Here is a 12,880-nt window from a genome sequence, read left to right as displayed (position 1 = left end):
AGTTTATTATGAGCCAGTTATCACCATGCCCCGCCAAGATAGAGATCAACGAAGTTGCTCCCCGGGACGGCCTGCAGATAGAGGCACGCTTTGTGCCCACAGAAGACAAAATCCGCTGGATCGACGCGCTCTCCGCCACCGGGCTACGACGTATTGAAGCAACGTCGTTCACTTCACCCAAAGCAATTCCCAACCTACGCGATGCCGCCGACGTAGTAACCGGCATTCAGCGTCGGGAGGGAGTTGATATCACCGTACTGGTGCCTAATGTAAAAGGCACCGAGCGAGCCCTTGCCTGCCAGGTGGATGAAATCAATCTGGTGATGTCCGCCAGCAACAGCCACGGGCTGGCCAATCTGCGCATGACGCCAGAGCAATCCCTTGAACAATTCGCGGCGATTTTGGAGGTCAGCAAAGTCAGCGGTGCGTTTATCAACGCCTCGCTCTCCACCGCCTTTGGCTGCCCGTTTGAGGGCGAAGTACCCGAAGCACGGGTGTTGGAACTGGTTGAGAAGCTTATCGACCTTGGCATTCAGGGCGTCACGCTCTGCGATACCACCGGCATGGCCAACCCTGCCCAGGTCAAACGCCTGTGCGCAGCCGTGCTTGAGCGCTGGCCGGAAACGCCGTTCACTCTGCACTTCCACAACACTCGCGGCATGGGGCTGGCTAACGCCCTGGCGGCGTGGCAAGCAGGTATTAGCCGCTTTGATGCCTCACTAGGTGGGCTGGGCGGCTGTCCCTTCGCCCCCGGCGCTAGCGGTAATGTATGCACCGAAGACCTGGTGCATATGTTTGAAGCCATGGGCGTCGATACCGGTGTCGATCTGGATGCACTGCTTGAAGTCGCCGCCACCCTTCCCGACCTTATCGGCCATGATGTGCCGGGGCAGGTGGTAAAAGCCGGGAAATCGACTCGGCGTTATGCGATGCCATAAGTTCATGCCTAAAGCTCACGCCTAAGCGTTAGGCAGGCCCAATCACATGCTTCACTTCCAGATAAGCACTTAGCCCCCAAGGGCCTAGTTCACGCCCAATGCCGCTGCGCTTGAAGCCGCCCCAGCCGGTTTCGGGGAGCACCAGCTGCTCGCTGTTGTACCAAATGCTGCCCGCTTTCAGTTGCCGCCCAATGCGTTTTGCCCGCTCGGGGTCGCCGCTAATCACCGTGGCTGCCAGACCAAAGACGCTGTCGTTGGCAAGCTGAACCGCCTCGGCTTCGCTTGCCACGCTGTGTCCGCAGAGCACCGGGCCAAAAATCTCTTCCTTCCACAAGCGGCTTTCCACCGGTACATCGCGATAAAGCGTGGGGGCCAGGAAGTAGCCTTGAGCGGGCAACGTGCGGTGTTGCGCATCGCACACGACCGTTAGCCCTTCCTGTTCGGCCAGATCCAGATAGCGCTGCACGGCGTCGCGCTGCTTGGCGCTGGTCAACGGTCCTAAATCCGTACCTTCGGCAAGCGGGTCGCCCAGCGTCAGCGCATCCATACGCTCGGCAAGGGCTGTGTAGAGTGCTTCGGCCACGTTTTCGTGCACCAATAAACGCGAGGTTGCCGAGCAGATCTGGCCAGCATTGAAGTAGATACCGGCCATTACCCAGTCGGCGGCCTGGGCGGGGTCGGCGTCTTCCATCACCAGAATCGGTGACTTTCCGCCTAGTTCCAGAGAAACGCTGGCGGTACGGGCGCTTGCCGCTTGCATCACCGCTTCACCGACGCGGTTGCTGCCGGTAAAGGAAATTTTATCCACATCCGGATGGTTGGTCAGCGGTACACCGATGCCCTCACCGTCGCCGTTTAGAAGGTTGAGCACCCCAGCAGGTAGGCCAATCTCTAGGGCTATTTCTGCCAGCACCCGTTCGGGGAGCGGCGTAATTTCGGACGGTTTAAGCACCGCGGCACAACCGGCCGCCAAGGCGGGCGCCAGCTTCCAGGCGCTGGTCACCAGCGGGAAATTCCACGGCGCGATCAGCCCCACGACGCCCACGGGGTCGTGATAAGTGCGCGCCTCAACGCCCTCCATTTCCACACTAACCAACTCGCCCTGGCGGGCATCCAGTGCCTTGGCCTGCCCGGCGTAGTAGCGATAGCAGGCAATGGCATCGTCTAGATCGATCTCCGCTTCTGCAAGCGGCTTGCCGTTGTTGGTCGCTGAAAGCGTGATAATCGAGTCTCGGCGCGTTGCCAGTGCATCGGCAAACCCCTCAAGGTATTTAGCCCGTGCGGTTCCGCCCAGCGCCTGCCAGGCGGGCTGCGCCAGCTTTGCAGCTTTGACGGCGGCGTCGACATCCGCGGCGTCACCTGCCGTAACCTGGGCAATCCGCTCTTCGCGGTAAGGATTCATCACGTCGAGCAGTCGGGTGCCCGCCGAGGGCACCCACTGGTTGTCGATGAATTGTTGATTGATAAGTTGCTGGCTGAGTGACTGCATGGAAATATCCTAGTCAGAAAATGCGCACGCACGCTGCCAGGCAGCAGCGTCAATTTCGATCAATAGAGGCCCGTTGGTTTCCCGGTTGGCGAGCGCCTTAGCAAACTCGGCGGGGCTTTCTACCAGCACGCCGGGGCAGCCAAAGCCTTCGGCCAGGGTGAGGAAGTTGGGCGCCTGAATATCCACGCCCAGGCGCGCAACACCATTGGCATCCATATAGCGACGAATCTCTTCGTAACCGGCGTTGTGCCAGAGCACAATCACCACGGGCAGGCGCTCTTCTACGGCGGTTGCCATTTCCGAGAGCGTAAACATCACCCCGCCATCACCCACCAGTGCCACCACCGGCAGATCCGCTCGCGCAAGCTGTGCGCCCAGCGCCGCCGGCAGCCCATAGCCCAATGTGCCGTAGCCCGTTGAGGCATTGAAGTAGCGCCTGGGCGCTGGCTGGCTGACCAGGTGGTTACCGGCATACACCGGCGCGGTGGAATCGCCTACCAGAATGGCCTCGGGTAGATGCTCGACAAGCGTTGCATACAGCGGCACAAAGTCGCTAAAGGCCGGGTCGTTGTGAAGGCTCAGCGCGCTCAATACGGCCGCGGTTCGCGCCTTGCCGTGGCGGTATAGCGGCTCAGGGAAGTAGCCAAGAAGAAGTTCAAGGCTACGCCCGGCATCGCCGACTAGCCCCAGCGTTACGCGCTGATTGCGCACCAGCTGCTCAGGGTCGAGGTCAATACGAATCAGCGTGCCGTTGAGATGAAAGCCGCCATCAAACACAACATCGTAGTCGGTCTCGCCAAGCTCGGTGCCCACCGCCAGAATCACATCGGCATTGGCGGCTAGTTCACGAACTGCGGGCAACGCGGCATTAGCGCCCAAATCCAGCGGATGGTCACGTCCTAGCAACCCTTTGGCGTTAATGGTCGTTACCGTGGGGGCATCAAGATTTTCTACTAATGCTCGCGCTGCTTCTGGGGCTGAAACGCAGCCACCGCCTAATAGCACCAGGGGCTGTTTCGCCGCATGTAACAAACGGGCGGCTTCGGTAAGCCCTTCTGGATCAGGCGCGGCCCGATAGAGCCTAGGCGCCTGCCAACTCACCGGCGCTTTCACCGGTGCATTGAACAGGTCGATGGGGATTTCGATGTGCACCGGTCCCGGTCGCGCGCCGTTGAACACGGCAAAGGCCTGGGCCAGCACCTCGGGTAGTGTATTGGCGTCCAACAGCGTGTGGCTGAATCGCGCCACGCCGCTGATCATCTGTTGCTGGCTGGGCAGCTCGTGCAATCGCCCTTGGCCCATGCCCAGCGTATCGCGACGGTTAACGCTTGAAATCACCAGCATGGGGATCGAATCCGCCAGGGCCTGGCCCATGGCGGTGGCCATATTGGTCATCCCCGGCCCGGTGATAATTAGGCACACCCCCGGCTGACCGCTGGCCCGGGCATAGCCGTCGGCCATAAACCCAGCGCCCTGTTCATGGCGTGGGGTTATATGCTGCACATCGCTGCCTTCCAGCCCGCGATAAAGCTCCACCGTGTGCACGCCTGGGATGCCGAACAGGGCCCGCACGCCGTAAGTATCGCGCAGCAGGCGGATCAGCAGTTCGGCACAGGTCATGGGGGCTTGCTGGCTCTGCGCTTTATTGGTCATCGTTTCGGCCCCTTAAAAGAAAAACGTATGGGCCATAAAGGCAATGATTGGCAGCGTAATGGCGGTACGCAGCAGGAAGATGGCAACCAGTTCCCAGAGCTTGATGGGAATTTTTGACTTGAGCAGCAGCGCGCCGATTTCCGACATGTAGATCAGTTGGGTGAGCGACAGGCAGGCAATCACAAAGCGGGTAAGCTCGCTTTCGATATTGGTCGCCAGCACCGCGGGCAGGAACATATCGGCAAAGCCCACCAGGGTGGCGGGCGCTGCCGCTTCTGCTTCAGGAATCCGCAGCAGCTCAAGCACCGGTACCATGGGGTAAGAGAGCCAGGTAAACAGCGGGGTAAATTCCGCCAGAATCAGCGCCACCGTGCCAATAGCAAACACCAAGGGAAGTAGACCAAGGAAAATATCCATCACGTTGAGGAGCGCCAAACGTGCCAGTTCACGGGGGCCGGGAGCACCGGCGGCGCGATTGGTGGCCTGAATCAAGCTGTAACGGAACAGACCCACTTTTTCAGTGCGCTCTTCGCTCAACTGGCAGCCCACGGGCTCGTAATAGTCATTGGATTTGCGCGACAGCGGCGGCAGGCGCGGCACAATCACTGCAGCGATCAACCCGGAAACCACCACCGTAAAGTAGAACTGCACAAACAGGTGGTTGATATCGACAAAGCTGGTGACGAGCAGCGCAAACGCAATCGACACCACGGAGAAGTTGGTGGCAATGACCGAGGCTTCGCGGCGGTTATAGAAGCCCTGCTCGTACTGCTGAGTGGTGATCAGCACACCGACGGTGCCCGATCCCATCCATGAGGCGGTGGCATCAATAGCGCTGCGTCCCGGCAAATTAAAAATCACCCGAAACGGCTTACGTACCATACTGCCGATGAATTCCATAAAGCCAAACTCGACTAGAAACGGCAGCAGCAGCGCGGCAAAGAAAAAGAAGGTGAGCAGTACCGGCGCCAGGTCATTGAGCATCACGCCACCGGTAAAGGAAGCAGTGACGAACTCTGGCCCAAACTGAAAATAGGTCATCACAGCAAACAGCGCGCCTAAAACGCGCATCACTAACCACACTGGCCCGACATGAAACATTTCGTGCAGCATGCCTTTTTTGGCCCAGGCAGGGTTAGCTAGCTTGGCGTAAATCGTCGCTACCACCGACAGGCAGAGTACCACTACCGCAATAGCTGGCAGCGCCGAGCCTAGCAGGGTTTGCAGGCTATCGGCCATTAGGCCCATGCCGATGTTAATGGTATCGCCCACTTGAAAAGGGACGAGAAACAGCAGCACCCCAATTAGCGATGGAATGATAAATTTCAGTAAGTGCGCGCGGGGTATCGGTGCCGACGAGGTCGGCTGTTCCGATTTAACGTTGCTATACGACATAGGGGTCACCCATTGGAAGTGATTATTGGAGGTGGCTGGCGGCGTAGCTAGGTCAGTACTTTTTTATTTAGTCGCTATTTCTTTGATATCTATTCGGTCGGCGTCACTCGCTGTGTTTAACGCCCGGTAGTACGCAAAGCATTTCATACAGCAGTGTGGCGCCCATCAGCGCGGTGTTGCCGCTGGGGTCATAAGGTGGAGATACTTCCACCAGGTCGCCGCCGACAATATTCAGCCCGGCGGCACCGCGAACCAGCTCCAATCCTTGGCTAGAGGTCAGTCCACCCATCTCCACCGTGCCGGTACCGGGGGCAACAGAAGGATCCAGGCCGTCGATGTCGAAACTGATGTACACCGGGATATCGCCCATCTGCTCGCGCACTTCCTGCATCAACGGCGCTAGAGAGCGATACCAGCACTCTTCGGCGGGAACGACGCGAAAACCCTGACCACGGCACCAGTCAAAATCTTCAGCGGCATAGCCGGTACCACGCAGGCCGATTTGCACTACCTTGCCATGGGCCAATAAGCCCTCCTCCTGGGCGCGGCGAAACGGCGTGCCGTGGGCAATTGGCTCACCGAACATGTGCTCATTTACATCGGCGTGAGCATCGATATGAATCAATCCCACCGGGCCGTGCTTTTTGGCCATGGCGCGAAGGATAGGCAGCGTGAGCGTATGTTCCCCCCCCAGAGTCAGCGGAATGCAGTTATGTTTCAGCACGTCATCGTAAAAGGCGGTGATGATGTCGACGCTTTTCGGCAGGTGGAACGTATTGATGGGTACGTCACCGATATCGGCCACTTGCAAGCTTTCAAAGGGCGCGGCACGGGTCGCCATATTGTAGGGGCGCAGCATGCGCGACTCATCACGAATCTGGCGTGGTCCAAGCCGCGTGCCGGGGCGGTTTGAAGTGCCGATATCCATGGGAATTCCAATAAATGCCGCATCCAAACCCTCGGCTGTCTCTTGGGTGGGCAGGCGCATCATGGTGGCAGGGCCTGCAAAGCGCGGCATGGTGTTTCCGCCCAAGGGCTGATTAAACTCCGACATACACATCTCCTTATATTTTTTGGCGGTGAGCACGGTGTAGGTATTGGCCTAGCTCTTTTCACTACTCTTCTAAAGTCATTGCACAGACCATGCCAAGTCGTAGATGCCTATAAAGTGGTGGGATTAGCGACCAAACGATGCAAAAATGAATCAACTAGAGGCTTTTTTAATTCATTTTTGTATCAAAGATTCATAAATGAATCACTCAGAGGAGTTGGCTGCGATGAGTGAAATAGACAGGCGTGTGCTGCGAACCATTGTGGAGACCGCAAACGACCACTTCTTTATCGTCAGTGGCGATGGGCAAATAGTGGATATTAGCCCAGGAGCAGAAGCGGTTTACGGGGTATCCAGAGAAGAGCTGCTCTCCAGCAGTGTGCAGCAACTGCAAGCGGCCGGGGTGCTCAAACCCTCCATCACCATGGAAGTGATGCGCACCCGTCGGCCTGCGCAGATTATGCAAGTCACCGGAACAGGCCGCCGGGTGATTGCCGAAGCCTACCCAGTGTTCGTCGACGGCAAGCTGGAGCGCATTATCAGCCGCTCGCGGGATTTAACCGACTTGCAGTTACTGCAGGACGAATATGCGCTGCTGCAAAAACGCTTTAGCGAACACTTAAAGCGCAGTCAGGCAGCGCCAGACGCGGAAGAGCAGGCGTTGGATGACGCCCTGGACAATTTGCAGGTGCGTAGCAGCGTGATGCGTGAAATTGCGCTGCTGCTTAAGCGGGTCGCCCCTTCGGATGCCAATGTGCTGATGCTGGGTGAATCAGGTGTGGGTAAAACCGCCTTTGCCAAGCAGCTACACCGCTGGAGCCAGCGCTGTGACGGCCCCTTTATCGACGTTAACTGCGCGGCGATTCCAGAGAATCTGTTTGAGTCCGAGATGTTTGGCTACCAGCCCGGCGCTTTCAGCGGTGCCGCCCGCCAGGGCAAAGCCGGGCTGTTAGAGCAGGCCGAGGGCGGTACGCTGTTTTTGGATGAAATAGGCGAGCTGCCGCTGCTAATGCAAACCAAACTGCTCAAGGTGATTCAGGACGGTAGCTTGACCCGACTGGGTGACACCCGCTCTCGCAAGGTCAATTTTCGCTTGGTCGTGGCGACCAACCAGGATTTGGGCAAGCAAGTAGAAGCAGGACTTTTTCGTCTGGATCTTTACTACCGCCTCAATGTGATCCCGGTCACCCTGCCGCCACTGCGTGACCGCCGGGAGGATATCCCCGACCTGGTTGAAGCGTGTTTAAACCGGCTCAACCAGCGCTACGGGCGGCAAAAAATTCTTGATACCCGCGTTTGGTCGACACTGATGGGCAGCGAATGGCCGGGTAACGTCCGCGAGCTGGAGAACTGGCTAGAGAGAGCTTGGCTTTCCAGCCCCACCGATCAAATCGAGGAGCCCACCGCACTCCCTCACGCCGAACAGTTCCCGGCCAACTTGCCGAGCGCCTCGCCAGCAAGGTCGGCAGTAGCACTCGAGCCCCAGGAAACCCTCAAGCAGTACCTAGCGCGGCTGGAGCGTGAAACGCTTGAAGAGCTGTGCAACACACTCCCCAGCACCTATGCCATTGCCGAGCGGCTGGGCATCAGCCAATCCAGCGTGGTGCGCAGGCTTCAGCGCTATGGCATTACAGTGACCAAGTGAATTTTTATCTTGACACAGCGGGTGTCATCAACCATCCATGTAAGTGTCATGAAACGGCAACACCTTCAACACAAGCTGAACCAATAACAACCAACAGCCGGTGATGTGTGTGCTATGTCAAACCAATCGCGTATTCGCCTGGAGCGCGTCACTAAACGTTGGGACGCGACCACTGCCGTCGATGAAATCTCCTTCGATGTCACGCCTGGGCAATTTGTTATTCTGCTGGGCCCTTCAGGCTGCGGTAAATCCACCACGCTACGTATGATCGCGGGCCTGGAAGAGGCCAGCAACGGACGTATACATATCGGCGAGCGCGACGTCACACACCTGCCGCCCGGCGACCGTGGGCTGAGCATGGTGTTTCAGTCCTACGCGCTGTTTCCGCATTTGAGTGTGGCTGACAATATCGTGTTTGGCCTGCGCAGCCGCAAGGTACCCAAAGCCGAGCAGCGCGAGCGGCTAGCCAAAGTGGCCGAACTGGTTGATTTAACCGATTACCTAGATCGCAAACCTGCCCAGCTTTCCGGCGGCCAACGCCAGCGGGTTGCTTTGGCGCGCTCGGTTATTTCCGAACACCCTATCTGCCTGATGGATGAACCGCTATCCAACCTCGACGCCCGGCTGCGCAGCGACATGCGCCGGGAAATCAAAGCATTACAGAACCGCCTGAATATGACGGTTATCTACGTTACCCACGACCAGGTGGAAGCCATGAGCATGGGCGATCGTGTGATTCTGATGCAGCATGGCAAAATCGTGCAGGACGGCACCCCAGACGAGCTCTATAACCGCCCCGCTAGCGCTTTTGCCGCTAGCTTTATTGGCAGCCCCGCGATGAACTTGCTACCACTCGTTAAAGGTGAACAGGGTGCCGTTATCGAAGGCGAACCGAGTACCCCCGTAGCCTCCTTGGATGCCGCTGGTGGCCACTTGGGCATCCGCCCGGAAGATGTCGAGCTGCGAATCGCACCCGGTTCCGGCGTACCCGCAAACGTATTAAGTGAAGAGTATCTGGGAGCGGACACCATTGCTTATGTCGCGGTGGGGTCGCACACCCTACGCGTGCGGCTTAGCGGCAAGCAGGCACTGACAGGCCAGCCATGCAGCCTCTATTGGACTTCAAAGAATACACACCTTTTCGATGCCGACGGCCTGCGGCGGGACGACCTGACACCGACCCCCTTACCCAGCTCATCTCGAAGCGTTCCTCGTCCACCGGCGGTGGGCTCTTTCCAACACTGACAGCAGTATTGACACTTGCGGAGTCTCTTATGCGTTTGCGTACCCCTTTTGCAATGACCGCCCTTGCAGCGGGCTTGTTAAGCGCCGCCCAGGTAAACGCGGATAGCGTCGATCTGACCATGTACTACCCGGTCGCGGTGGGCGGTGCACTCACCGACGTCGTTGATAATCTGGTGGAAGAGTTTGAAAGCGAATACCCCGATATCAATGTGGAAGCGATCTACGCCGGTAACTACGACGACACCCGCGTGCGCGCCATGTCGGCGATGGAAGCGGGTGATACACCGCAGCTGTCGGTCATGTTCTCCATCGATCTGTACGAGCTGATTGAGCAGAATGCCATCGTCGCCTTTGACGACCTGGTCGAAACCGATGAAGAGCGCGAATGGCTCGATGGCTTCTACCCAGGGCTGATGGAAAATGGCCAACTGGATGGTAAAACCTACGGCATCCCCTTCCAGCGCTCCACCATCGTACTGTTCTGGAACAAAGACGCCTTTGAAGCCGCCGGCCTAGACCCCGAAACACCCCCAGAAAACTGGGAAGAGATGGCCGAGATGGCGGCGACCGTGCGCGAAGCCTCCAACGGCGAGCAGTGGGGCGTGATGGTGCCGTCGACTGGCTACCCCTACTGGATGTTCCAGGCCTTTGCCTTTCAGAACGGCCATCGGCTAATGAGCGAAGACGGCACCGAGGTCTACTTTGACGACCCCGCAGCGGTTGAAGCGCTGGAGTACTGGGTATCACTGGCCACCGAGCACAATGCCATGCCCGACGGCACCATTGAGTGGGGCACCCTGCGCCAGAACTTCCTGGAAGAGTCCACAGCGATGATGTGGCACACCACGGGCAACCTGACCGCCGTACGCAGCGAAGCCAATTTTGATTTTGGCGTCGCCATGCTGCCGATGAAAACCCAGCGCGGCAGCCCTACCGGCGGCGGCAACTTCTACATTTTTGAAGACGCCACTGAAGAAGAGCAGCGCGCGGCGATGACCTTTATTCGCTGGATGACCGCTCCCGAGAGAGCCGCTGCCTGGTCGATTGAGACCGGCTACATGGGCGTTAGCCCCGCTGCCTACGAAACCGACGCGCTACAAGGCTATGTGGAAGAGTTCCCACCCGCCGCGGTTGCCCGCGACCAGCTCGAACACGGCACGGCGGAGCTTTCCACTTACCAGGGTGGCCGCATTCGCCGCGCTTTGGATAACGCCGTGCAAGCGGCGCTGACCGGTCAAATGACGCCGCAAGAAGCGCTTAGCCAGGCGCAGCAAGAAGCCGACAGCGTGTTGCGCCGCTACGCCCGCTAATCGTTAGCCATTTCACTGTTCGCCGGGGCATGCCCCGGCTTTTCCAACTTGCGGTACGTCTCTATGTCATTCACCAACCACCGCAAAATGCAGCTCTATGGCGCGCTTCTGCTGCTGCCCGCTGCGCTACTGCTGACGACTTTTGCTTATTTACCAACCGTGACAACGGTCATTAACAGCCTGTTTTTACCCGGCTTTCGCGGTGCACCCACTGAATTCGTAGGCCTTGAAAATTATCAGGTGTTGTTCGATGACCCGACGTTTTGGAAAGTAGCTCTTAACAACTTAATCTACGCCGTCGGTACGATTCCTACGTCTATCGCGCTGGCCTTGGGTATGGCGCTGTTCGTCAATGGCAAGCTTCGCGGGCGGGGCTTTGTGCGCATGGCCTACTTTACGCCGACTATTCTACCCATGATCGCCGCGGCCAATATCTGGATGTTTTTCTACGCGCCGCAGATTGGCCTATTCAATAAACTGCTCGGCATGCTGGGCTTTTCCGGGGTGAACTGGCTGGGCGATCCAAGTGTTGCGTTAAGCTCGGTGATCGTGATGTCGGTGTGGAAAGAAGCCGGTTTTTTTATGATCTTCTACTTGGCGGCACTACAGAGTATGCCACCCGAGTTAAAAGAGGCAGCTGACTTAGAAGGCACTAGCCGCTGGAGCTTCTTTTGGCGTGTCACCTTTCCGCTACTCATGCCCACCACGCTGTTTGTGCTCATCAATGCGCTGATTAACTCGGTGCGGGTCGTGGATCACCTGTTTATCTTGACCAAGGGCGGGCCCAATAACGCCACTAACCTGCTGCTCTACTACGTTTACGAGAATGCGTTCTCGTTCTTTGACCGCACCACGGCAGCCACCATTACGGTGGTTATTCTGCTGGTGCTTGCGGTAGTGGCCACGCTTAAGTTCACGATTTTAGATCGCAGGACGCACTATCAATGAATACGACCACTACCTATGCGCCCCGCTCCCGTTTCGTCTCAATTCCAGCACTGGAAACAGTGGCCGCGTGGCTACTGGCGATTATTTGGATTTTTCCGCTGCTGTATGCTTTTTGGGCTGCCTTTCACCCCAGCGAGTTTATGGTGAACTTTGAGCTCTTCGCCCCGCTGACGCTGGAGAACTTCACTAACGCTTGGTCTCAAGCGCCCTTTGCCCGCTACTACTTGAACACCTTTGCGCTGGTAACAGGGGTGGTGATCGGTCAGTTTGTGGTCTGTACCCTGGCAGCGTTTGCCTTTGCACGCTTTCCGATTCCAGGCAAAAACGTTCTGTTTATGCTGGTGCTGATTCAGCTCTTTGTATTCCCCGAAGTACTGATTGTCGAGAACTACCGCATCGCCAGCGAACTGGGGCTGATCAACACCATCACCGGGATTGGCTTACCTTACGTGGCCAGCGCCTTGGGTATTTTTCTGCTCCGCCAAACCTTTAAAACCATGCCAAGGGAGTTGGAAGACGCCGCCCGCATCGAAGGCTGTAACTGGCTGGAAATTTTATGGAAGGTTTACGTACCGCTCGCCAAGCCCACCTACCTTGCTTACGGGCTGGTCTCAATTAGCCACCACTGGAACAACTTTATCTGGCCGCTAGTGGTGACCAACTCGGTAGAGAGTCGCCCGTTAACGGTAGGCTTAGGGGTATTTTCCGCGCCCGAAACCGGCGTTAACTGGGCCACCGTCAGTGCCGCAACACTGCTCAGTATCGCCCCGCTGCTGATCGCCTTCCTGCTGTTCCAGCGCCAGTTTGTGCAGTCGTTTTTACGGGCGGGGATTAGGTAAACCTACTTTATTCACGGCGGCAAGCTAGCAACGAAGCAGGTGAGCATTTTTAACCTTTATAATCAGCAAGTACCACTACAGCTTGGCTCAAAAGAACCACTTACACTGGGTTAAAGCGCATCTCCCTGCCCCCTCCTCTGCAACGACCCCATCAACGCCCCGTTCAACGGCCATGTTACGACCAACGATGGGGGCGCCTTACCCAATAAGGCGGCCTGTCTCATTCGACCAAGGTCTCGCCACTAATGTCGCATTGCCTCCTGCGGGGATATCTTGTGCTATTAAAACACTCGAATGATACGAGTGTTTTAATCAGTCATTTCATACCTCGAGTTGCCCTTGGCACACTCGTAGATGCAGTGACTTC

At 57.5% G+C, this 12,880-nt stretch carries 10 protein-coding genes; 6 read left to right on the top strand and 4 right to left on the bottom strand.

Annotation, left to right across the window (positions count from 1 at the left end; translation table 11 throughout):
* Positions 1 to 8 precede the first annotated feature (8 nt).
* Positions 9 to 938 carry a hydroxymethylglutaryl-CoA lyase gene (locus HALA3H3_RS12210; protein ID WP_022521897.1) on the top strand — a complete coding sequence of 310 codons (930 nt, stop codon included), beginning with the start codon at positions 9 to 11 and terminating at the stop codon, positions 936 to 938.
* Between the two features lie 28 nt (positions 939 to 966).
* Here the strand turns inward: HALA3H3_RS12210 and HALA3H3_RS12205 are convergent, their stop codons facing one another.
* From HALA3H3_RS12205 to speB, 4 genes are all read right to left on the bottom strand, one after another.
* The gene (locus tag HALA3H3_RS12205) at positions 967 to 2,427 is read right to left on the bottom strand and encodes an aldehyde dehydrogenase family protein (protein ID WP_022521896.1); all 1,461 of its coding nucleotides are present in this window, start codon (positions 2,425 to 2,427) and stop codon (positions 967 to 969) included.
* 9 nt (positions 2,428 to 2,436) lie between these two features.
* Positions 2,437 to 4,080 (bottom strand): 5-guanidino-2-oxopentanoate decarboxylase, encoded by a 1,644-nt coding sequence (locus tag HALA3H3_RS12200; protein WP_022521895.1) that lies wholly within the window; start codon positions 4,078 to 4,080, stop codon positions 2,437 to 2,439.
* Positions 4,081 to 4,092: 12 nt separating this feature from the next.
* Positions 4,093 to 5,475 carry a YjiH family protein gene (locus HALA3H3_RS12195; protein WP_022521894.1) on the bottom strand — a complete coding sequence of 461 codons (1,383 nt, stop codon included), beginning with the start codon at positions 5,473 to 5,475 and terminating at the stop codon, positions 4,093 to 4,095.
* 103 nt (positions 5,476 to 5,578) lie between these two features.
* Positions 5,579 to 6,529 (bottom strand): agmatinase, encoded by a 951-nt coding sequence (gene speB, locus HALA3H3_RS12190; protein WP_022521893.1) that lies wholly within the window; start codon positions 6,527 to 6,529, stop codon positions 5,579 to 5,581.
* 223 nt (positions 6,530 to 6,752) lie between these two features.
* On the opposite strand from speB, the gene HALA3H3_RS12185 reads away from it, so the two are divergent.
* The 5 genes from HALA3H3_RS12185 (at position 6,753) to HALA3H3_RS12165 (ending at position 12,513) form a co-directional block, all read left to right on the top strand.
* Positions 6,753 to 8,171, top strand: coding sequence for a sigma-54 interaction domain-containing protein (locus HALA3H3_RS12185; RefSeq protein ID WP_022521892.1), 1,419 nt, complete (start codon positions 6,753 to 6,755; stop codon positions 8,169 to 8,171).
* 114 nt (positions 8,172 to 8,285) lie between these two features.
* Positions 8,286 to 9,416, top strand: a complete 1,131-nt coding sequence (locus HALA3H3_RS12180; protein ID WP_022521891.1) for an ABC transporter ATP-binding protein — start codon at positions 8,286 to 8,288, stop codon at positions 9,414 to 9,416.
* Positions 9,417 to 9,445: 29 nt separating this feature from the next.
* Positions 9,446 to 10,726, top strand: a complete 1,281-nt coding sequence (locus HALA3H3_RS12175; protein ID WP_022521890.1) for an ABC transporter substrate-binding protein — start codon at positions 9,446 to 9,448, stop codon at positions 10,724 to 10,726.
* 63 nt (positions 10,727 to 10,789) lie between these two features.
* On the top strand, positions 10,790 to 11,674 hold the full coding sequence (locus HALA3H3_RS12170) for a carbohydrate ABC transporter permease (protein WP_022521889.1): 885 nt from the start codon (positions 10,790 to 10,792) through the stop codon (positions 11,672 to 11,674).
* Positions 11,671 to 12,513, top strand: a complete 843-nt coding sequence (locus HALA3H3_RS12165; protein ID WP_022521888.1) for a carbohydrate ABC transporter permease — start codon at positions 11,671 to 11,673, stop codon at positions 12,511 to 12,513. The genes HALA3H3_RS12170 and HALA3H3_RS12165 overlap by 4 nt, the downstream gene beginning before the upstream one ends.
* The last annotated feature ends 367 nt before the right edge of the window (positions 12,514 to 12,880 follow it).

Source organism: Halomonas sp. A3H3 (assembly GCF_000982975.1).
GTDB classification, from domain to species: domain Bacteria; phylum Pseudomonadota; class Gammaproteobacteria; order Pseudomonadales; family Halomonadaceae; genus Vreelandella; species Vreelandella titanicae.
This window is presented reverse-complemented; position numbering and strand designations above follow the sequence as displayed.

Coding starts and splice junctions, on each gene's coding strand:
- HALA3H3_RS12180 (WP_022521891.1), top strand. CDS start 8,286: ATGTCAAACCAATCGCGTATTCGCCTGGAGCGCGTCACTAAACGTTGG.
- HALA3H3_RS12165 (WP_022521888.1), top strand. CDS start 11,671: ATGAATACGACCACTACCTATGCGCCCCGCTCCCGTTTCGTCTCAATT.
- speB (WP_022521893.1), bottom strand. CDS start 6,529: ATGTCGGAGTTTAATCAGCCCTTGGGCGGAAACACCATGCCGCGCTTT.
- HALA3H3_RS12205 (WP_022521896.1), bottom strand. CDS start 2,427: ATGCAGTCACTCAGCCAGCAACTTATCAATCAACAATTCATCGACAAC.
- HALA3H3_RS12195 (WP_022521894.1), bottom strand. CDS start 5,475: ATGTCGTATAGCAACGTTAAATCGGAACAGCCGACCTCGTCGGCACCG.
- HALA3H3_RS12185 (WP_022521892.1), top strand. CDS start 6,753: ATGAGTGAAATAGACAGGCGTGTGCTGCGAACCATTGTGGAGACCGCA.
- HALA3H3_RS12210 (WP_022521897.1), top strand. CDS start 9: ATGAGCCAGTTATCACCATGCCCCGCCAAGATAGAGATCAACGAAGTT.
- HALA3H3_RS12200 (WP_022521895.1), bottom strand. CDS start 4,080: ATGACCAATAAAGCGCAGAGCCAGCAAGCCCCCATGACCTGTGCCGAA.
- HALA3H3_RS12170 (WP_022521889.1), top strand. CDS start 10,790: ATGTCATTCACCAACCACCGCAAAATGCAGCTCTATGGCGCGCTTCTG.
- HALA3H3_RS12175 (WP_022521890.1), top strand. CDS start 9,446: ATGCGTTTGCGTACCCCTTTTGCAATGACCGCCCTTGCAGCGGGCTTG.